A 20,533-nucleotide genomic window follows, 5' to 3' on the forward strand; every position below is an offset into this window, starting at 1 on the left:
AAGATCTGATACCAGTATATACCGACAACAGTGACCAGGAATAGCCCTGCCTGTATGGCATCCCTGTACGGTCTGCTATAGACCGTAGGACCAAATACAGGTATATATTATGAAAACATATCAAGGTACTCATGGAGTACATATCCTCGAATATCAGATCAAGATTAAAAAATTATTATGTTATTTGACTAACCGTTACCCCAGGTTAACGGCGGTACGTGTCGATCTGCATTATCCGAAGATAGTCGATAACGGAGACAATATCTGCTGTTTCCCTAATCTTGAACCAGGGGTGATATCCCGAATGCGTGATTCCCTCAGAGCTAAACTGGAGGCTGACCGTACCCGTAAGGAGCGTGAAGGTAAACGCATCTACCGTTGCCCTTTATTTATTATATGGGCGAAAGAGTATTCTGAATCAGGTAAATGCCACTATCACATTTGCCTGTTGTTCAACAAAGACGCTTACTACCACCTCGGGGATTACGATCAGCACGATAACCTGAGAGGGATGATTACGGGAGCGTGGTACAGCGCCCTGAGACTGGAGAGAGACGATCACCCAGGTCTGGTCCATTTTCCTGATAACTGTAAGTACGTGCTGGATACCAATAATGCTGACTTCCAGCATAACTACCAAGCGCTGTTAACCCGACTGGATTACCTCACCAAAGTCGAAAGCAAAGTGTTTGGTGAAGGAGACCGTAACTTCGGCTGTAGCCAAATCGATCTGTAAGTCGGCAATGGCCTTCTCTTTGTGGGAAGGCCTATTTTACGTCAGAGTTCAATAATATAACCAGCAGATAACCTGCCCCCAGGATCTTCAATTTGGTGTGATTTTTCCACTTTCAGTCATGATAGCGATTGCTTCGTCGATAGTCTGTGTTGTAAAGAGCGAGTTTTCCCTACAGTCCTTGCGAATCACCTTCCTGTTTTTTTGCACAGAAATGTTCTCGCACCAAGCTAATGTTTCGGCGGCATGCTTTTCTTCCATGCTAATGTCCAAAAAAGCGAGGCGGCTATCAAGGGATTGCATATCCTCATTGACAATTGAAGGACTGGATTCTAGGAGGTTCAAACGGTTTTCAACATCGGCAACCTTGCCTTTCACCTGTGAGACGTCTTCCACCAATTTTTCATGTCTGTGGATAGCATCAGCAAGTGCTCGTGAGTTTTGGGCCAATATTTCAGCCATTTGCGCGAGGGCAGATCCTTTTGCTTCTGGCGGTGGTGGATATACTCCATGTTTAGTCAACGATGGTATGACCTCATGGAATAACCATTTTTGAAAGCGCTTACCAGCCGCGCTTCGGTCACTCGACATAACTCGATACAAACCTGGTTGGGTGACGAAGATCTCTTTCTGACCTTCAAAAACACCATTTTCAGCATCTGTAGTAATATACTCATCGGGGTCAAGAGCCTGTAATTGCGCCCTGATTATTCCAGCCATCGATTTTACTGTGTAATCAGCGTTGATTTCTCTATTTTCTTTATTCAGCGTGATTAAAACATCTCGTAGTGAGATATATAGAATCTCACCAAGTATCAATGTTCTTAGATCACTTTCACCAGTCTCACCACGGTAACATATCTTGGTCAGGTTACTATTCATTGATCCTCACATCGCAAAGTATAGGCACATTCAAATCAGTATCTTTTTTCCTGTGCTGTTCTGAGGTGAGTATATCACCTCAGAACAGGTGGCCAAATTCGGTGTGTCACTTCACTATGCCTTCACCAGTTTCGCAGACATGGGGTCATAAACATACCCAATGATGCTACCATCCTTAATACGTGCAACAGCCTCATCGATAACGAATAACGGAACGAGAAACCATTCCTCGGGCTGTACTGGATGGCCGAAACGGTCGTTAATGGTAATGTTAAGCCTTGCGGGTGCAAACAACCTGTGAAACAGGTTTTCCATCCGGGTGCGGTTGATGCCTGCAAGCTTGTATGAAGCTACTACCTCGACCTTCGCTAACAGATAGGTGGAATCGTGTTCCGCATTGGCAATACGCGCCTCTACTTTGCCGCCAGTCACTCCAATCTTGTGAATGACATCACGATGTTCAGCTACATAAGGGTTATCAGATAGCGAACGCAACACATAAATGGTGCCACTTTCTAGATCGCTCTCTTCTAGAGCATCGCTGAATAAAGGCCCCATGTCTGGATCGGTAATTCGGCGTGCTGTTTCGTCTTTATACAAAGCACGAACCAGTGACAGCCGAAGTAGGTTGCTTTCCGTACCATTCGAGTAAATGACACGCAGTCGAGCATCTTTCTTCCCCTGTGGCGAATCGAACTCTTCACCTTCCTCAGCCACATAAGCCGTTTGACCATCCAGGATGAACCAATGGCCCACTTCAATCGTTGCATACTGTCCAAAAGGTCGGGTCACTCTTAACCCTGAACTTAGATCACTGCGCACCTGTTCAAATAGCGGTTTGAATGTATCAAAATCCTCGCACGGCTTGCGATCCGCGATCCCTTGTACAGCACGCTTTTCGGAGCTAGCACGAACATGACGCAAGACTGTGATATCGTCCTCGCTGGTAACATCCGCCAGTTCGGCAGCCAAATTATCGATATCGATAAATTCGTCCGCTGACTCCGCTCCCTCCCCCCCTCCGGCCAACAAGCCCTGATGATCCAGCGGCTCTAGCAAGGCACGGCAGTCTGGGAGACTGCGTAGCCGGTCGAGCCGCACTGCATAGAGGCGCTCGAAGATCTCACGATCTTCGCCGTGTTGCGGCGCACGTCCATGTTGGTCAGCGAAGCGCTGGATTTCCTCAAAACCTGCGATGATGCGTTCCTCGCTGGCTGGACGTCCTTTTTTCTTCTCCGGTGGTGCAAATTCGGCAAGTTCTGCCGCCAAATCGTCTAAATCAGAATTACTCATAATGTCCCTCCGCCCTAAAACGCATAAACGCGGCTGCACCTTCTGCAAGGTGCTTTTCCCAGGCATCCGGCGAAGTTAACGATGGGAGGCGTCCACGTTCACGTTTGAATTCAGCAGCACGCTTGGCGATCACTTTGGCATCTTCAGGCGTGATCGAGGTACGCTTGGCCGAGATGGCCGCCGCGACCTGCTTCAAGCTATCTTCGCTCATTGTCTTAGCAAGGATGGCGTAGGCTTCACCAAAGGGATTGATGCGGTCGATAAGATCTATGTCTAAATCGCGTACGTCCATCGCAAAGCGACGCACTCCGTCAATAAGGGCAGTATTGAGCGTCCCATCGTTCTCGCCGTTGACAATACGCTTAGCCTGCTGCGTGAGATTAAGGGCGGCAATAGCGTGCTGACGCACAGCCTCCTGATCTTCAGCGCCAAGTTCAGGGTACTTTTCTTTGATGATCTTCCCCATACGAACCTGTGTTAATTCTTCAGGAATGAGCTCTTCGTCGAACAGTCCACGTTCGATGGCGGGCTTATCTTGCACAAAAGCCGCGATCACTTCATTTAAATCTTCCTGGCAGATGCGTGCCGCCTCTTTGCTCCTGGGCTCGGCAAGTCCCTTAATCTCGATTTGATACGTCCCTGTCTGCTCATTAACACCAAAATTGCAGTTATCCGGGTCATACCCTCCTTCACCATAATCAAAACCTGGGGTCGGGCCGCTTTCTGGGTTCTTAGGCTTGAACTCGAAGCGCGGAGCCAATACTTGCTCCATCAGCAGGCTTGCCGCGATGGCTTTCAAGGTATCGTTGACTGCCTCGGTGACTGCCCCCTCTACAGCATCCGGCTCGGCGATCAGGTTAGTAAACCTTGCGCGGGTTTTACCCGGCGCGTCGCGAGTGGCGCGACCGATGATCTGCACGATCTCAGTCAGGCTGGCACGGTAACCAACGGTCAACGCATGTTCGCACCAGATCCAGTCGAAACCTTCCTTCGCCATACCAAGTGCAATAATGATGTCCACATAATCACGGTCTGTCTTCATTTCTGCAGCACGGAGACTTTCCTGAATCTTGCCTTGGCTGGTTGGGTCCACCAGGTCAGCAATACGTAACACGCGTCCATCGAGGCATTTGACTAGCTGAAAACCAGTCACAGGATCCGCTCCTTGCCAATCGCCAAGCTCGCCGAGAATGTGCTCCACCTCTTTGATTTTATCCTTCGTGCTCTCGCGCGAATTGACGTTGGGAATATGGATAATGGTCTTCTTGTCAGGATCGAGTACATTGAGGATGTCATCGACGTAGGAGCCACTGTAGAAGAAGTAGCCGATATCGAGTTGCTTGAGGTATTCGTAGCCGTTAAGTTGTTCGTAGTAGGTGTAGGTGACGGTATCGAACCTGGACTCATCCTGAGGAGCCAACACGGCCTCCGCATCACCCCGGAAGTAGGATCCGGTCATGGCAACGATGTGCGTCTTGTCCCGCGCGATAAACTGCCCCAGCTGCTGACCAAGCTTATTATCCGGGTTAGCTGACACATGGTGGAATTCATCGACCGCGATCAGGCGATCGTCAAACGCTTCTATACCGTAGGCATCGACCGCGAAGCGAAAGGTTGCGTGTGTGCAAACAAGCACCTTGTCACTACTTTCAAGAAAAGAGCCAAAAGATCTTACCTTGCCACCGTTGTCGTTACCGGGCGCGTTGCACAGGTTCCACTTAGGTTCGACATGCCAATCAGTCCAGAATCCAAACTGCGATAGCGGTTCATCGTTGAAGCTCGCGCCGATAGATTTTTCCGGCACAACGATGATTGCCTGTTTAATCCCTTGATTTTCGAGTTTGTCGAGTGCGACGAACATCAGAGCACGACTCTTACCGGAGGCGGGCGGCGACTTGATGAGAAGATATTGTTCTCCGCGCTTCTCATAGGCCCTTTCTTGCATAGGCCGCATCCCAAGAGCATTAGCCTTGGTCGATGCTCCGCTGCGTGAGTAGGTAACGGAAACGGACGGTACTGATTTAATCTTGTTGCTCATGCATTAGTTCTCACTTTACGCTTCTTGCCTTTGGCCGGTGCAGCAGAAGCGGCCATCTTTATATAAAGATCAAATAGCTTTTCAAGCCGCTCTGTATCATTCTTAAAGCGACGGCCGATGTAGATGCGCTCCAGTACTTCATCATTGCGATCATGCGCAGCCCGCAGATCAGTAGGCATGTTAGCAGGATCGTATAGGTCCGCGATGGTCGCGGGAAAATGATGCTCACGCGCCAGAAGTATGTCCTCCGCGCAGCGTGTGAGGTCAGCCTTGTTTTTTTCTGTGAGTTTTGGTACTGGGAAGGTGTTCCAGCCGAGGGTGTTAGAGTAGCGGTAGCGTGTTTCCAATTTTCCGCAGATGGTGGCGATCCAAACCAGGTGTAGACGAGATGCAATGAGCGCAAGATTCCAGAGCGGAGCGTCGTAGAGAGCAAAGGCGAGGTTACTGACTACCGAATGATTATCAATCAGTCCAACAGGAAGATACTCGCGCCCTTCCGATGAAACCCCCGGTAGAATCAGCGTGTGCTTGCCACCGTGATACATTTCGCGAAACTGATGAGCCCGTGATGCTAACTCATTCGTACCAGCATCTTTACTTTTGAGCCGCATTTCCCGAACGCCATCAATCCGACCCCGAATAGACGCAATCTCCAAAGCTTGCGGCAATTTTACATCAGGGATCCAGAGGCACTTACGTACTACTCCGCGAATAAACTCGGCAGAACCATAGATGCGCCGAAGAAATGTCTCTTCATCCTGCTTGCTCAAACCGAGCGAAACCGCGTCATCCGCCGATAACAAAAGATTTCCCCCATCGACGGGCATGTTGCCAAAAGACATATCCGGCAGACCCGATATGCTCTTGCGCTGGCCCTCGACTACAACATCCTCACCAACACTCAGATAGGGCGTGATGTTTGTCGCCTCGCGTACAGTAGTTTGGCCATTGCGGTCCAAGTCGTAAAGTAGCCTTGTCTTACTCACATCCGTAGATAGGCCGACGATAGCGACTGTTACACCCGCGTTGTGTGCAGCAAGGTTCGTCCATTTGAAGCTGGAGTGCGCGAAGCGAATGTGGGAGCCACATTTGAAAATTGCTGGCCACAGGATAGGAACAATTCGGCCTTGACAGATAGAGTTGGTGCTAACAAAAGCCGAATCCGTTGGTGTGGCTTGCGCGTAGGCAGCAGCTTTCATGAACCAACCACCAACATAATCGATTTGTTTAGACGAAATACCATAAGGTTCAAATACCGAAGCCAAATCCGCTTTCTGCTCTTTAGTCTGCGTTTGGCTACCTTTGTAAGGTGGGTTACCACAGATGTATGTCTCCCCACCTTCGTTCTGAAAGCCAATCTCTGCTTGACCGAGAGGCGTCTCAAAGAGGTTATCTGCCTGCAACTTCACGCCAATTCCGGACGGAGGGCAAACGCTCAACCAATCAATCCGCAATGCGTTGCCACATGTAATCCAATTATCATTACGCAGAGGAAGAAACTCGGCCAGTGCAAGTTTTAGTCCCCGGTACACCACATCGCACTGATACTCAGCAATAACTAGCGCGAGACGGGCAATCTCCGCAGGGAAATCTCGTATTTCGATCCCGCGAAAGTTGGTAAGAGGGATGTCAGAGGCATTATCCATCTCGCCACGTCGTCGATTAATCTCGGCCTCGATGGCTCGCATTTCCTTGTACGCAATCACTAAGAAGTTGCCAGATCCACATGCTGGGTCGAATACGCGGATTCGGGCCATACGCTTGCGCAGATTGAGCAGCATGCGCGGATTGTCACCGGCTTCATCCAGTTTCGCCCGCAGTTCGTCGAGGAATAGTGGGTTAAGCACCTTGAGTATATTGGGGACACTAGTGTAATGCATTCCCAACTCACCACGCTCTTCGTCTTCGGTAATGGCCTGAATCATCGAGCCGAATATGTCTGGGTTGATTTTGGTCCAATCCAGATTGCCAACATGTAGAAGATAGGATCGCGCAATACGGCTGAAGCGCGGTACCTCCTCACTTCCCGAGAAAAGAGCGCCGTTTACATAAGGAAACTCAGCAGCCCAACGCGGGATACCGACAACACTTCGCTCATCGCGTGGGGTGTTCATTGCACGAAACAACGTGGCGATGACCTCGTGCAAATTAGAAGCGTCGCGCTCACTCATCTGCGCAATAGTGTCAGTAAAGCGCCCCTTGCCTATAAATATGTCAGTGTCTTCGGCGAAAAAGCAGAAAATTAGACGCGCCATGAACTTGTTCATGTCATGACGACGCCCCGAAGTACCCCATTCAGGATTGTCTTTTAACAGTTCGACGTACAGGCGGTTCAAACGGCTAGTAGCACGGATGTCAAAGGCGTCTTCGCTGATCTGCCGAACAGTGCTGATACCTGCCAATGGCAAAAAGAAGCCGAAGTGATCGGGAAAGTCTTTAAAGGCACAAGCCACAGTCTGACCACTGTTGAGGTCCTCGGCTTCAAAGTATTTGCCGTCCGTGGCAAGGATGAATTTCGCCTTGGCCTTGCCTGTTGCCGGGCTGGCCTTAAGTGCAGCCAGCATCTGTGTGACTTGGCCCCCTTCACTAGCCAGAATGTGGATGTTGTTTGTCTGAAGAACACCACCCAAGTCGGACTTATTCGATGTCCCGGCGCGCAGACGTTTGATGGTCGTTTCCTTGTTACCAAAGGCTTCAAGAAAAGCATAAGGAAACTCTATAGGATCAAAGGGTTGTTCCGCAAGATCCGTGATGGCTTGCTCAATTTCTACGGCGTTCATTTGCGTACAGTTCTCCATTGGCATGTGACCGCCCTGCTGCTACTGGTGTGCAGTGAACTCATGTCATATCCTAGGTTTTCTTGGAAATTTTTGACCGTAAGTTTAACAGAATAGAACCCAGCGCTGTAGCTGATTCAGTCTCAGATCCACGTTTCAGAAAGCCCTATTATGTATTTATGGCGAGAATTTTAGCATTGAGATATTTTCGATAAAATATACATATTTTCAGCCAATTAAAGACTGCTAAATTCATGGTATATGAGACGCTCGCATGTGAGTAACTTCCGTTCTTATTTCTGGTTTTCTTAAAACGTATTAAGGTTGCACCGAATATGGTTTTCCCCGCTGCCCCTGAAGGTAAGTTGATGACTCATGATGAACCCTGTTCCATGGCTCCAGATGACAAACATGATCTCATATCAGGGACTTGTTCGCCCCTTCCCTAGGGCAGGGGGGGGATGAAAAACCCTCTCCCCTAAGTGCTGTAGCAGTCACAACTGGAGGTGAGGAAACCCGAAAATAATTTGTTAGTCATAACCGGGCTATGGGCAAATCAGTCCACCTGGTTGTATAAGCGGGAGAAAGGATCTCCCGCTTCATCTGCCATTCAGGCGCAATTCCCCGCCCCGCAAACCAGACTTTCCCCAGGCCGGAATGGTTGATGCCGTCGAGCACCTTCATCAGCTTATCACTGTGTGCTCTGGGCTGTACGTCATCAAACAGATTCAGCTGAGAGACGCCGGTCGGGGAGAAATCGTTCAGCATGATGCCGGCTTTGGCATAGCGATGGCCGGAGACCCAGATCCTGTCCAGCGCTCTGACTGTAGCAGTAATAATGTCCCGGGTGTCCCGCGTGGGTGTCATCAGTTTCTCTGTTGCCAGATTGCCGTAATAGGGCTCGTTGATGGCGAACGGCGAAGTTTTAATGAAAGCCGAGATATGCCGGAAGTACTGGTGCTCTCCGCGCAGCTTCTCCGCAGCGCGTTCTGCATGCTGACAGATGGCCTGACGCATGGCTTCATACGTTGTGACGCGTTCTCCGAAAGAACGGCTGCAGACAATCTGCTGTTTTGGTGGGGGTGCTTCTTCCAGCAAAATGCACGGTTCTCCGTTCAGTTCACGAACCGTTCTCTCCAGTACCACGTTGAAGTTTTTCCGGATGAAGGTTGGATTCGCGCGCGCCAACTGCAGCGCAGTGGTGATACCCATTGTCCCCAGCGTCTTCGAAATTCTCCGGCCCACACCCCAGATTTCTTCCACCGGCTGCAGTGAGAGCAGTTTCTCCGTCCGGTGGGGATTGCCCGGGGTCAGGGCCAGAACGCCGCCAAATTGTGGCCATTCTTTTGACGCCCATTGAGCGCTTTTAGCCAGCGTTTTCGTGGGGCCCATGCCGACACCGATGGTGAGTCCCGTACCGTTACCAACATGGACACGCAGCTGCCGACCAAAGTCTTCAAAGTCAATACAGCGGTTGATGCCCCGGATATCGAGGAACATCTCGTCAATGGAATACTGTTCCACGCGCGGCGCCAGCTCTTCCAGATGAGTCATCACCCTGGCGGACATCGAGGCGTACAGCTCATAGTTGCTGGAGAACACGTGCAGCTTCTCGGGAAACTGTGCGTCCTTCAGCTGGAACCACGGTACGCCCATTTTGATGCCAAGTAGTTTTGCTTCTTTTGAGCGGGCGATAACGCAGCCGTCGTTGTTGCTCAGCACGACAACCGGTTTACCCCGCAGGTCAGGGCGAAACACCTTCTCGCAGCTGTCATAGAACGAATTGACGTCGGCCAGGGCAAACATCAGTCCGCTCCACGCGTCTTATGGATAAACGCGGTCACCACACCAAAAATCTGCAGCGTCTCCGGGTCAGGGTGAAGGGCAGGGTATCGCAAGGTGTGGCGACCTGCCAGCGGGAAAGGTAGCAGCATTAATAGAGTGGAAAGAGAAGACCTGGCAGACAGGGAGTCAAATTGCTGACAACGGTTATACTGTGCGGCACTTCGCCTGAACAGGCTATGGTATAAAAATAACGCACTGATATTAATATACTTTAAAGCCGGATAATGCGAAGCCGCATCCGGCAAAACGGCATATAAAAGAGTAAAATCAGACTTACCATCAGTCTGACGCCCCCGGCAGACAGGGGCGAAATCATGCTCAGGGTACCGGCGTCACCAGCGGCAAACCGGCGAACCATGCCTCAACGTTTTCCAGTACCAGACGCGACATTTCCCGACGCGTTTCCCAGGTTGCGCTGGCCATATGTGGCGTGATCACCACGTTGTCGCGCTTCTGCAACGATACGGGAACGTGCGGCTCGTGGGCAAAGACATCCAGCGCAGCACCGGCGATGGTGTTATTTTCCAGTGCGGCTATCAGCGCGTCCTCATCCACCACGCTGCCGCGCGAGATATTGATCAAAATGCCCTCCGCGCCCAGCGCCTCCAGCACAGATTGATTGATCAGCGCTTTGGTTCCTTCACCGCCCGGCGCGCAAACCATCAGAAAATCGCTGTTTTGCGCCAGGGCCTGTAGATCGGGAATGTAATTCCATATCAGTGCATTATTTTTCTGGCGGTCGCTGTAAGAAATCTCCATATCGAACGCTGCCGCCCGTCTGGCTATGGCCTGCCCGATGCGTCCCATGCCAAGGATACCCAGACGTTTGCCGGAAACTTTACGCGTCCACTGAAAACCGCTGTTCTGCCAGCCAGCCTGTTCAATAAATTTCTGCGCAGCGACAATTTTGCGTGAGACGGCAAGCATGAGCCCCATCGCCAGATCGGCAACATCGTCGGTTAATACGCCTGGCGTATGAGTAACGTCTACTCCGGCATCACGCGCGGCGGCGACATCCACTCCGTCATACCCCACACCAAACACGGCAATCAACTTCAGTGCGGGTAGTGTATTAATAAATTCACGCGTGACTACTGCCTCACCGTTGGTAATCACCACGGCGATCTCGCTGGCAACGGCTTGCAATTCTGTATCAGACAGAAGAGCGAGATCGTATAAATCGTAACGCTGGCTAAGCTCCCAGGTCAGCGCATCCGGTAAATAGGCTTGTTTGAGTACTTTCTGTTTCATAGCGTTTCCAATATTAAGAGAGACGAGAGGCAGGATCTTCAGATACCCGCAATGGCGCAGGACGCGAAACCAGGATGCCAATGATTCCCCCGATGATGAGCGCCACAGCAACAATCAGCAGCCCGTAGTGATAGCTGTTCGTCGCATCTTTAATTTTGCCAAGCAGCGGTGGTAAACCGAGGCCCACGAAATTTGCGACAGTATTGATAAATGCAATAGAAGCCGCCGCTGCGACGCCCGCCAGTTTCTCGGTCGTTACCGCCCAGAAGATTGGCGTGAGGGCAAAGTTAAAGCCCACGGTCAGTACGAGCAGGACATAGGCCACCAGCAGATTGCCGGAATAAATCGCGATCGCCAGCGACAGTCCGGAGAGGATCAGCGGCAGACCTAAGTGCCATGAACGTTCGTTAGTGGTATCTGAATGTCGACCGTTGATATACATAAATAAGCATGCTGCGATAAACGGCACGGCGGAAAGCAGGCCGATCACAATATTGCTCTGATCGCTGGCCATACTTTTAATGATTAGCGGTAAAAAGAGCGTGATCCCGATCGAACCAAATGCCTGTAAAAACCACACCAGACTTAATAACAATACGGTTTTATTTTTCAGGGCACCGATCCAGCTATGGTTGGCCCCGACTTCCACGCTCGCGTTATCACGCGCCAACTGCGCTTTTAGCCAGCCTTTTTGTTCGGTCGAAAGCCAGGCCGCATGGTCGGGGGATTGCGGCAAACGCCACAGAACCAGTACGCCAAGTACAATAGCCGGAATACCTTCAATGGCGAATAGCCAGCGCCAGCCTGCGATATCCGCGATACCATGCATATTCAGGATGGAACCGGAAATCGGCAATCCAATAATGGAGGCCATTACCGATCCCATATAAAAGAATGACATGGCACGCGCGCGGTTGCTTTTCGGAAACCAGCAGGAAATATAATAAATGATGCCCGGCGTAAACCCGGCTTCTGCCATGCCGAGTAAGAATCGCATAACATAGAGTTGCGTGGGTGTGTGTACCAGCGACATCCCGGCACTGACAATGCCCCAGGTGATCATAATCCTGGCAATCCACAACCGGGCCCCTACTTTCGTCATAATAACGTTGCTGGGAATTTCGAAAATAATATAGGAAATATAAAACATCCCAACACCGAGACCATACATACTGGCGCTCAGCCCTAAGTCAGCGTTCATTTGCAGCGCAGCAATAGAGATGTTGGTTTTATCCAGATTAGCAACAAAATAGCAGATAATAATAAACGGAATTATCTTCGCATTAAGCTGCCGTAATGTTGAAGAATACAGATCGGTATTCATAACAGAATCCTCACTCTGCTGCCTCATGATAAAGGGATACCCTCCGCCATCAGGCAGCCGATCGTTATTGATTATTTTAACTATTTAAAAGAACGCTATTACCACTCAGCAACCGTACCGTCTGCGTGACGCCACAACGGGTTACGCCAATCCTGGAAATGTTTACTCAGTTCATGAACCTTCTCTTCATCAATTTCCACACCCAGGCCGGGTTTCATCAGCGGTTTGAAGAAGCCGCCTTCCATACTGAAGTCTTCTTTGTTTTTCACGAAGTCGAGCAGTTCGGCACCTTTGTTGTAGTGAATGCCCATGCTTTGCTCCTGGAATACCGCATTGTGCGACACAAAGTCGACGTGCAGACAGGCGGCCAGCGCAATCGGCCCGAGCGGGCAGTGTGGTGCCAGCGCTACATCGTAAGCCTCTGCCATACCAGCGATTTTATAGCATTCGGTAATCCCACCCGCGTGCGAGAGATCCGGTTGCAGAATTGCCACGCCACCCGCTTCCAGCACCCGTTTGAACTCAAAGCGAGTGAACATTCGCTCACCGGCCGCAATGGGAATATGCGTTTGTGCGGCCAGACGCGGATAATATTCTGCCTGTTCGGCTAATACTGGCTCCTCAATAAATAGCGGGCGATATTGTTCCAGCTCTTTAATTAACACTTTGGCCATCGGTGCGCTGACACGGCCATGGAAATCGAGGCCGAACTCAATTTCATTACCAAAGGCTTCGCGAATTTGCGCCGCGGTATTTACCGCCGCATCTACTTTCCGTGAATCATCAATAATGCCTAATTCTTCACAGCCGTTTAATTTAAAGGTATCAAAGCCAATTTTACGTAGTGTGGAAATACCGGCGATAGCTTCCGCCGGACGATCACCGCCGACCCAGCTATAGGCTTTGATTTTGTCGCGCACCAGGCCGCCCATCAGTTGCCATACCGGCGCGTTATGCACTTTTCCTTTGATATCCCAGAGCGCCTGGTCAATACCGGCAATAGCGCTCATCAGAATCGGGCCACCGCGATAAAAACCAGCGCGGTACATCACTTGCCACAAGTCGTTAATGCGTGCGGGATCCTGACCAATCAAATACTCGCCCAGCTCGTGTACTGCGGCTTCCACGGTGCGCGCGCGCCCTTCAATCACGGGTTCGCCCCATCCCACCACGCCTTCGTCAGTCTCTATTTTGAGGAACATCCAGCGCGGGGGTAAACGATATGTGGTGAGTTTGGTAATTTTCATTTCACTGCCTCTCGATACGCTTTCACAAATGCGGCAGCCTGCTGTGCCGTGCGCTCAACGGGCTGCCCGGCGCGATAGAGATCGCTGCCCAGCCCGGCGCCAAGACAGCCGGCATCAATCCACTGTTTTAAGTTCTCCGGCGTAACCCCGCCAACGGCGAATACCGGGATCTCAGGTGGCAATACGGCCTTCAGAGCCTTGATATAATCCGGGCCAAACGCCGAAGACGGGAAAATCTTCAGCGACTGCGCGTCCGCGTCAATGGCATCAAAAGCCTCCGTGGCCGTGGCGCAGCCGGGGCAGACGGTCATACCGTGTTCCACCGCCCGGCGGATCAGTTCCGGTTGAATGTTTGGCGTCACCATTAGCGTACAGCCCATAGCGGCAAGTTGATCAACCTGCTCCAGCTTCAGCACAGTGCCTGCTCCAATCAGTGCTTTATCGCCAAACGCTTTCACCATCGCCGGAATGGTTTTTTCCCACTCCGGGGAGTTCAGCGGGATCTCAACGGCTTCAAATCCCGCTTCAATGAGCGCTGCCACATGGGCATGTGCCTCATCGGGTTTGATGCCGCGAAGGATGGCGATAAGCGGAAGTTTATTTTGCCACTGCATAAGCGATGCTCCTTATTCCTACCTGAAATGCGTCGTCACCGCTGAGCGCCTGACTTTGACGCCCGAATAGCGCAAATGCTCGCTGATAGCGTGCGGTTAGTGACGGACTGGCGACGAGGGTGACGGTCTGCCACACCGGGATATACTCGCCCATGCTGGCAACTTCGCTGCCAATCAGCAGACCGGAGAGAAATTCACTGACCTGTTCGCGAGGCCGCACGCCCAGTACATATGAGGCACGGACTTCGAACAACCGGGGCAAGATCGCGGGGGATTGCAGGCCGCATTCCAGCCCGGCGTTAAAGGCCTCCGGCGAATCGGTTTGTTGCGGCAGGCCCGTGCCGACCAGCGTGTGCGTCAGCAGTACGTGATGAAGCTCGCCGGTCATCACCGTGCGAAAATCTTCTACCCGATCGCCATCGACCCGAACCCATTTACAGTGCGTGCCAGGCATTACATACAAGGCGGAAGGCCTCAGTGTATGTGCGCCGACCAGTTGTGTTTCTTCACCGCGCATGACGTTATGGTTATCGGCATTATTGATGCACAGACCCGGCACAATCCAGACGTTGTCTTTCACGCGGGTCAGATGCCTGCCGATATCGTTAAGGCGTGCAGGACAGGGAAGATAAGGGACGTTTACCCAGCCCGCGTTACTTCCTACCATTCCCGCCATTACAACCGGCGTATTTTCCAGCATCCAGCCTTCGGTGATCTCCGACAGCACCGCCTCAAACGTGCGGCCATTAAGCCGGGTGATCCCGGCCTCCGATTTCCGGCTCTCCAGACACTTTTCACTCTGGTAAAGCCAGGCACGAAGATTGGTCGACCCCCAATCGATAGCAATGTAGCGTGATGTCATGTGATGTCTTTTAACCTTGTGGTTGAGCTGGCGATCATCGTCAGCGCCGCCTGTTCTGCTGCGTTACTGTCCTGATGCCGTATCGCATCAAACAGCGCCTTATGTTCCTGAAGCGTTTTCGGCATGTTGGCCTCGTCGCCCATCCAGGTACGCTCAAATACCGCACGCTGTAGCGAACTTATTGCCCCGCTTAACTGCTGTAATACCGGATTATGCACGGCGTTCAGCACCGCTTCGTGATAACGGATGTCCGCTTCGTTGAATGCATACCGATCCTGGTTATTGGCGATCATGTCGTTTAGGGCTGCCTCAATCTGCGCCAGTTCGCTGGAGGTGGCGCGCTCTGCCGCCCAGCGAGCGATCGCTGGCTCCACCAGGTTACGCACTTCACTCATCGCGCTAATCAGTCGCGGATCATAGTCATTCTCCAGCACCCATTGCAGCACCTCGGTGTCGAGGTAGTTCCACTGGTTGCGGGCGGCAACAAACGCGCCGCGATAACGCTTCATCTCAATCAACCGCTTTGCCGTCAGGGAGCGGAACACCTCTCTGATAATATTGCGCGAAGTTTCAAACTCGTCGCATAAATCGGCCTCTGAGGGCAGCGCCGCACCAGGCACATATTTGCCGCTGACAATCTGCCGCCCGAGGGTAAAGGTAATGCGGTCTGTTTTGGTAATGGTCATTGAAAGTCCTTAATGCGTTTTCGCTACCATTACTTTATCCCTGTTGTCGTAAAAATCCCCAGCATTGAAGTTCAAAATTGCAGAGTATTCAGCGTTTCATGGGTTAATAGTAGTACGATTAATATATTTGGTACTACAACTTGGATCACAAAAACAACAATCGATAAAAAAATTCGTTAAACCATTTTAAGCTCCGGCTTCCTGTTTCCACTTCACGTAGACTTCACTTCCGCCAAATAACGTTGCGCCATGGCAACTTAATCCGGTGAAAAAATTGGAGCATTTCGGCGTAGCAATCATCGGGTTGGCTCGGCCGCTTGCAGGTAAGAAGCAGGTGATTGCGCTCAATAAGAAGCGGCAGCCCGCTGGAAGGGATCAGCTATGCGCTGGACAGCGCGGAGCGATTAGGCGATGTGCTGATAGTAGTAAAGTCTCACGCTGGCCCGCAACACGCGCGTTACGGCGGAAGGAGGCTACTGAGGAAAATTTGCCTGGTAAATCTGCTGACACAGCCACGACTCCGCCGGGCAATAATGCGTAGCCGCATCAGCAATATTACGGTGCGAGCTTAACTCAGCGCAAACTTCTCAATGGCATATGCCACGCCATCTTCAAGGTTGGATTTGGTGACAAAGTCGGCAACGTCTTTAGCCGATGGGATGGCATTTTCCATTGCGACACTCATTCCGGCATATTCAATCATCGCGATGTCGTTTTCCTGATCGCCGAGGGTCATCACCTCTTCCGGTTTGATGCCCAGTTTGCCTGCCAGCTTCGGCTTATCTGTGGGTAGCGGCTGTCCCATATGCTGGCGAATGTGTCCAGCGCCTGTAATGCTGCCTCTTCCGTGGGTGCCTGATAGATGGCCTTCAAATCACGGGTGACTGCCTTGTAGTCCTTCCAGGACACGAACCGCAGGCTGTTGCGCACCATGTGGACGATACACAGCTGTATCCGGGCCTGCGGATACACTGCATTAATGGCATCCGGAAAGCCTTTCAGGCCATCAACTGAACCGCCCCGGAAAACCGGGGCGGTTCACCCTGCGCTGGAAATTACCATCACCGTGTCCCGGTCCGCATGAACTGGCATCCGAAGTGGTGGAGGCCGGACAGCCTGCGCCCGGATCCATTATGTTGCGCTGGGTGGCGGGCGCCGGGTATGCGGTGTGCGTGGATTTTCCCGATGAGCGGCAGATTAAGCGCTGGAGCGATGAGCGCAAAGCCGCTGCGCGTCGAAGGAATCTTGAGCGTCGGGTCAACAGGATGGCGCCCCTGTTTGCTGAGGAACTGATTGAGAGGGAGCTTGAGGGGCGACCAGACTATTTCCGGGGAAAATCTCAGACCTGAATCGGGTGAGGTCCGGTTTCTCGGTAATGACTCCAACTTACTGATAGTGTTTTATGTTCAGATAATGCCCGATGACCTTGTCATGCAGCTCCACCGATTTTGAGAACGACAGTGACTTCCGTCCCAGCCTTGCCAGATGTTGTCTCAGATTCAGATTATGTCGCTCAATGCGCTGAGTGTAACGCTTGCTGATAACGTGCAGCTTTCCCTTCAGGCGTGATTCATACAGCGGCCAGCCATCCGTCATCTATACCACGACCTCAAAGGCCGACAGCAGGCTCAGAAGATGCTCCAGTGTGGCCAGAGTGCGTTCACCGAAGACGTGCGCCACAACCGTCCTCCGTATCCTGTCATACGCGTAAAACAGCCAGCGCTGGCGCGATTTAGCCCCGACATAGCCCCACTGTTCGTCCATTTCCGCGCAGACGATGACGTCACTGCCCGGCTGTATGCGCGAGGTTACCGACTGCGGCCTGAGTTTTTTAAGTGACGTAAAATCGTGTTGAGGCTAACGCCCATAATGCGTGCAGTTGCCCGGCATCCAACGCCATTCATGGCCATATCAATAATTTTCTGGTGCGTACCGGGTTGAGAAGCGGTGTAAGTGAACTGCAGTTGCCATGTTTTACGGCAGTGAGAGCAGAGATAGCGCTGATGTCCGGCAGTGCTTTTGCCGTTACGCACCACCCCGTCAGTAGCTGAACAGGAGGGACAGCTGATAGAAACAGAAGCCACTGGAGCACCTCAAAAACACCATCATACACTAAATCAGTAAGTTGGCAGCATCACCCTATATCCACCAGTCAATATACTCAGCCTTCCCGCGATATTATGCCGTGGTCGCAGACTCTTCCTGCTGAGTTAGTGGATACTATTGATAAACAATCCAGTACTATTGATGCTAAAAATAAAACTTCTTCCTCCGCATTCTCGTCCCCGGAGAAAATAAACCTTAGTACCTGTAAACAAGATAAAAAAGAAAAGACCGATAAAATTCCACCTGAAAATATCAGAAATGCAAACGGGTTACTTTTTAAAAGAATTAAGGATGTCTCAGAGAGAAACGTTGGCTTTTCTTTATTCGTACACCTGTTGATAACCTTCGTAAAAAAGCCTCAAAAAATATCAAATTTAATCTCATCTATAGATATCGAATGGCGTCACCAGTACGCCCTTTACCCAGCACCTTTTTCATGGGTTAACAGCAAAGATGAAACTCAATGCCAGTGGTTATGGCAACAAATGCAGGAACGATGCTTAGGCATTCCATTAAAACCACATGATAATAAAGAGAAATATTATTTTATCTTTGCTATTTTTGATAACTGGAAAGGATGGACTACCGAGCAGGAATCTTATCTTAACGGCAAAAATAAAAGGCGTAATAAAGGAAAGTTTCTTGGACATGGCATCATGCCGGAAAATGGCATCAATAAAAATCATAAAGATATTCTTCTTGATGAGCTTAAAAATGCATGGGAGCAAAAGGAAAGAAGAGCCAGAAGAGCTAAGGAACCAGCTGCTGTGAAGTTGACCAAAGCGGCTCAAAAAAAACTTGAGTTTATTGCGCATGTAGAGAAGACCACATCGAAGGAAATTCTTAACGAACTGATTAACAATGCTTTTAATGATGCGAAGAGTCAATCACGGCAATCATAAAGTGATATGGCAGAAGCAATAAGCTTCATTCGAAATAATCTCAGACAGATATTATCTTCGTGAATCCCCCGCCTCCCTGACCGGAGTGCGGGGATTTTTGTTTTTCACGCTGAGAATCCTTTATGACTAAACCACACGGCCTTCAGGCCCTTGAACAACCGCTGTCGTCGCTTCCCGATACGCTTCGCCAGCTTATTCTTGAACGTATTCAGAACCTCACCCACTACGAGCCGGTGATTGGCATCATGGGTAAAAGCGGTGCGGGTAAATCCTCGCTCTGCAACGAACTCTTCCGGGGTGAGGTCTCCCCCGTCAGTGATGTGAACGCCTGTACCCGTGCCGTGCTGCGCTTCCGGCTACGCAGCGGGCGTCACAGTCTGGTGATTGTTGATTTGCCGGGCGTGGGCGAAAACGGACAACGGGACCAGGAATACCGCGCCCTGTACCGGCGTATGCTGCCGGAGCTGGACCTGGTGTTGTGGGTCATTAAGGCCGATGACCGGGCGCTGTCGGTGGACGAGCATTTCTGGCGCGGCGTGATGCAGCCTTACCAGCAGCAGGTGTTGTTCGTGATTAACCAGGCCGACAAAATAGAACCCTGCCACGAATGGGATACCCGAACCAGCACGCCTTCAGCACAGCAATGGGCAAATCTTCAGGAAAAGCAGGTAGCCATTACCGCGATGTTTAAACCACATCATCCTGTCTGCATGGTGTCCGCGCTGGCCGGATGGGGCACTGAGGAGATGGTGGGCACCATGATGCGCTGTCTTCCGGACCGCGCCACCAGCCCGCTGGCGACACAGTTGCACGGGAGGCTCTGCACGGAGCCGGTAAAGTCGCAGGCCCGTGACGGCTTCGGTGAGGCGGTGGGGCTGGTGTTCGATACGGCAGAATCATCGTCATTCCTGCCTGCGCCGCTGAAGACGGTGATACGTACCGTGCGTGATGCTGTGGTGTCTGTAGCCCGCGCGGTCTGGGACTGGGTCTTCTTCTGAATGAGTAAAAGGTCATCAGGACTGTAGTGAATGACTCTGTTTATTCATCATCCGGCAGATGATTTTTATGTGGCAGACATAACCTGTCTGCACCAGCAAAAGATACCACCGGTCATAAGCGCGTTACTGCTGCCAACAGGGCACCCAGACGGCCTTTTCGCGCCAGGCGCTTCGCAACGTATCACGGACATAACCTGTCAGTCTCATCCTTTACAGTAATACCTTCTTAATTAATCACTTACCCAACACGGAGATAATACATGTCTCAGGCTGAGCGTCGTTATGACCGCCTGTCTGTCCGGCTTTCGCTGATTATCAGCCGTCTGCTCGCGGGGGAAACGCTGAATATGCGCAAACTGGCGACGGAGTTTGGGGTCTCGGAGCGTACCCTGCATCGTGATTTCCGCGAGCGTCTGATTTATCTCGACCTCGAATATCAGAATGGCTGCTGCCGTCTGCTGAGCGGGGGACGACACGAGATTCAGGCCGGGGCAGCAATGCAGTTTGCCCGTCAGTCAGGCACTGACGCGCTGTTTCCTGAGATGGACCACCATCTGGTCAGCTCATTACTAAGCGGTCGGGGCACCCCACCATGCCTTATCTGGCATCAGGGTGCACCCATACCGCCTTCCCGCCCGGGCATCTTCACCCGACTGGTCAGGGCGGTATCAGAACAGCGAAGGGTAACCCTCCTGGCTGACGGGTGCCGTTGCGACAGCCTTGCTCCCTACCGGCTGATTTTCAGTTCCGGTGAGTGGTTTCTGGCAGGAGAACACCTCGGCAGGATAACCATTTTTGCACTGCACACTGTTCACTCTGTGATGTTTCACCCGGAAACCTTCACACCAGACGGACATTTCACCCGCATTCTGTCACGCCCTGATTTTTTACAGGCGTTACCTCATTTCCGGTTCATTGGTGAAGTGCTGTCCGGCTTCGTCCCTGAACCACATCAACCCGCAACAGAAGGATAAC

At 51.4% G+C, this 20,533-nt stretch carries 16 protein-coding genes and 5 pseudogenes; 6 read left to right on the forward strand and 15 right to left on the reverse strand.

Annotated features, from left to right (window positions below; all coding sequences use genetic code 11):
• Positions 1 to 109 precede the first annotated feature (109 nt).
• Positions 110 to 736, forward strand: a complete 627-nt coding sequence (locus G8S19_RS17670) for an inovirus Gp2 family protein (protein ID WP_032416083.1) — start codon at positions 110 to 112, stop codon at positions 734 to 736.
• An 87-nt stretch (positions 737 to 823) separates the two neighbouring features.
• Here G8S19_RS17670 and G8S19_RS17675 read toward each other — a convergent pair whose 3' ends face one another.
• The 12 genes and pseudogenes from G8S19_RS17675 to dgoR all read right to left on the reverse strand — a co-directional run bounded on the left by G8S19_RS17675 (position 824) and on the right by dgoR (position 15,552).
• Complete coding sequence (locus G8S19_RS17675) at positions 824 to 1,615, reverse strand: BRO family protein (RefSeq protein ID WP_023567978.1); 792 nt, start codon at positions 1,613 to 1,615, stop codon at positions 824 to 826.
• A gap of 114 nt (positions 1,616 to 1,729) precedes the next feature.
• Entirely contained in the window at positions 1,730 to 2,908 is a 1,179-nt protein-coding gene (locus G8S19_RS17680; protein WP_041520800.1) for a GIY-YIG nuclease family protein, read from the reverse strand.
• A complete protein-coding gene (locus G8S19_RS17685; protein ID WP_023567979.1) occupies positions 2,901 to 4,946 on the reverse strand; it encodes a DEAD/DEAH box helicase in 2,046 nt (681 codons plus the stop codon). Before G8S19_RS17685 ends, G8S19_RS17680 begins: the two co-directional genes overlap by 8 nt.
• The gene (locus G8S19_RS17690) at positions 4,943 to 7,726 is read right to left on the reverse strand and encodes a DNA methyltransferase (RefSeq protein ID WP_085381542.1); all 2,784 of its coding nucleotides are present in this window, start codon (positions 7,724 to 7,726) and stop codon (positions 4,943 to 4,945) included. The genes G8S19_RS17685 and G8S19_RS17690 overlap by 4 nt, the downstream gene beginning before the upstream one ends.
• A 531-nt stretch (positions 7,727 to 8,257) precedes the next feature.
• Positions 8,258 to 9,529, reverse strand: coding sequence for a Y-family DNA polymerase (locus G8S19_RS17695; RefSeq protein ID WP_085381471.1), 1,272 nt, complete (start codon positions 9,527 to 9,529; stop codon positions 8,258 to 8,260).
• Positions 9,529 to 9,612: pseudogene (locus tag G8S19_RS17700) on the reverse strand (peptidase); the annotation flags it as partial. The gene G8S19_RS17695 and the pseudogene G8S19_RS17700, both read right to left, overlap by 1 nt.
• A gap of 274 nt (positions 9,613 to 9,886) precedes the next feature.
• Positions 9,887 to 10,819, reverse strand: a complete 933-nt coding sequence (locus G8S19_RS17705; protein WP_000811015.1) for a 2-hydroxyacid dehydrogenase — start codon at positions 10,817 to 10,819, stop codon at positions 9,887 to 9,889.
• 13 nt (positions 10,820 to 10,832) lie between these two features.
• Positions 10,833 to 12,143 (reverse strand): MFS transporter, encoded by a 1,311-nt coding sequence (locus G8S19_RS17710; RefSeq protein WP_001090735.1) that lies wholly within the window; start codon positions 12,141 to 12,143, stop codon positions 10,833 to 10,835.
• Positions 12,144 to 12,241: 98 nt separating this feature from the next.
• The gene (gene dgoD / locus G8S19_RS17715; RefSeq protein WP_000705120.1) at positions 12,242 to 13,390 is read right to left on the reverse strand and encodes a galactonate dehydratase; all 1,149 of its coding nucleotides are present in this window, start codon (positions 13,388 to 13,390) and stop codon (positions 12,242 to 12,244) included.
• Positions 13,387 to 14,004 carry a 2-dehydro-3-deoxy-6-phosphogalactonate aldolase gene (locus G8S19_RS17720; RefSeq protein ID WP_001198679.1) on the reverse strand — a complete coding sequence of 206 codons (618 nt, stop codon included), beginning with the start codon at positions 14,002 to 14,004 and terminating at the stop codon, positions 13,387 to 13,389. Before G8S19_RS17720 ends, dgoD begins: the two co-directional genes overlap by 4 nt.
• The gene (locus G8S19_RS17725; RefSeq protein WP_000204077.1) at positions 13,988 to 14,866 is read right to left on the reverse strand and encodes a 2-dehydro-3-deoxygalactonokinase; all 879 of its coding nucleotides are present in this window, start codon (positions 14,864 to 14,866) and stop codon (positions 13,988 to 13,990) included. Before G8S19_RS17725 ends, G8S19_RS17720 begins: the two co-directional genes overlap by 17 nt.
• Complete coding sequence (dgoR, locus tag G8S19_RS17730) at positions 14,863 to 15,552, reverse strand: D-galactonate utilization transcriptional regulator DgoR (RefSeq protein WP_000156556.1); 690 nt, start codon at positions 15,550 to 15,552, stop codon at positions 14,863 to 14,865. The genes G8S19_RS17725 and dgoR overlap by 4 nt, the downstream gene beginning before the upstream one ends.
• A gap of 274 nt (positions 15,553 to 15,826) precedes the next feature.
• Here dgoR and G8S19_RS22520 point away from each other — a divergent pair.
• Positions 15,827 to 15,943 (forward strand): annotated as a pseudogene (locus G8S19_RS22520) (colicin M resistance protein CbrA); the annotation flags it as partial.
• A gap of 177 nt (positions 15,944 to 16,120) precedes the next feature.
• Here the strand turns inward: G8S19_RS22520 and G8S19_RS17735 are convergent.
• A pseudogene (locus G8S19_RS17735) lies at positions 16,121 to 16,324 on the reverse strand (HAD hydrolase family protein); the annotation flags it as partial.
• Positions 16,303 to 16,563 (reverse strand): annotated as a pseudogene (locus G8S19_RS17740) (transposase); the annotation flags it as partial. The pseudogenes G8S19_RS17740 and G8S19_RS17735, both read right to left, overlap by 22 nt.
• Here G8S19_RS17740 and G8S19_RS17745 point away from each other — a divergent pair.
• Positions 16,563 to 16,901 (forward strand): theronine dehydrogenase, encoded by a 339-nt coding sequence (locus G8S19_RS17745; RefSeq protein WP_085381473.1) that lies wholly within the window; start codon positions 16,563 to 16,565, stop codon positions 16,899 to 16,901. The pseudogene G8S19_RS17740 and the gene G8S19_RS17745 sit on opposite strands and share 1 nt — an antisense overlap.
• Positions 16,902 to 16,938: 37 nt before the next feature.
• On the opposite strand, the pseudogene G8S19_RS17750 reads toward G8S19_RS17745, so the two are convergent.
• A pseudogene (locus G8S19_RS17750) lies at positions 16,939 to 17,636 on the reverse strand (IS1 family transposase).
• Between the two features lie 129 nt (positions 17,637 to 17,765).
• On the opposite strand from G8S19_RS17750, the gene G8S19_RS17755 reads away from it, so the two are divergent.
• The 3 genes from G8S19_RS17755 to G8S19_RS17765 all read left to right on the forward strand — a co-directional run bounded on the left by G8S19_RS17755 (position 17,766) and on the right by G8S19_RS17765 (position 20,532).
• Positions 17,766 to 18,560, forward strand: coding sequence for a hypothetical protein (locus G8S19_RS17755; RefSeq protein WP_226809212.1), 795 nt, complete (start codon positions 17,766 to 17,768; stop codon positions 18,558 to 18,560).
• 122 nt (positions 18,561 to 18,682) lie between these two features.
• Complete coding sequence (locus G8S19_RS17760) at positions 18,683 to 19,558, forward strand: GTPase family protein (RefSeq protein WP_023567988.1); 876 nt, start codon at positions 18,683 to 18,685, stop codon at positions 19,556 to 19,558.
• Positions 19,559 to 19,818: 260 nt separating this feature from the next.
• Complete coding sequence (locus G8S19_RS17765) at positions 19,819 to 20,532, forward strand: WYL domain-containing protein (RefSeq protein WP_023567990.1); 714 nt, start codon at positions 19,819 to 19,821, stop codon at positions 20,530 to 20,532.
• Position 20,533 lies beyond the last annotated feature (1 nt).

It is taken from the genome of Citrobacter sp. SX206 (genome assembly GCF_024181025.1).
Lineage (GTDB): Bacteria > Pseudomonadota > Gammaproteobacteria > Enterobacterales > Enterobacteriaceae > Citrobacter > Citrobacter youngae.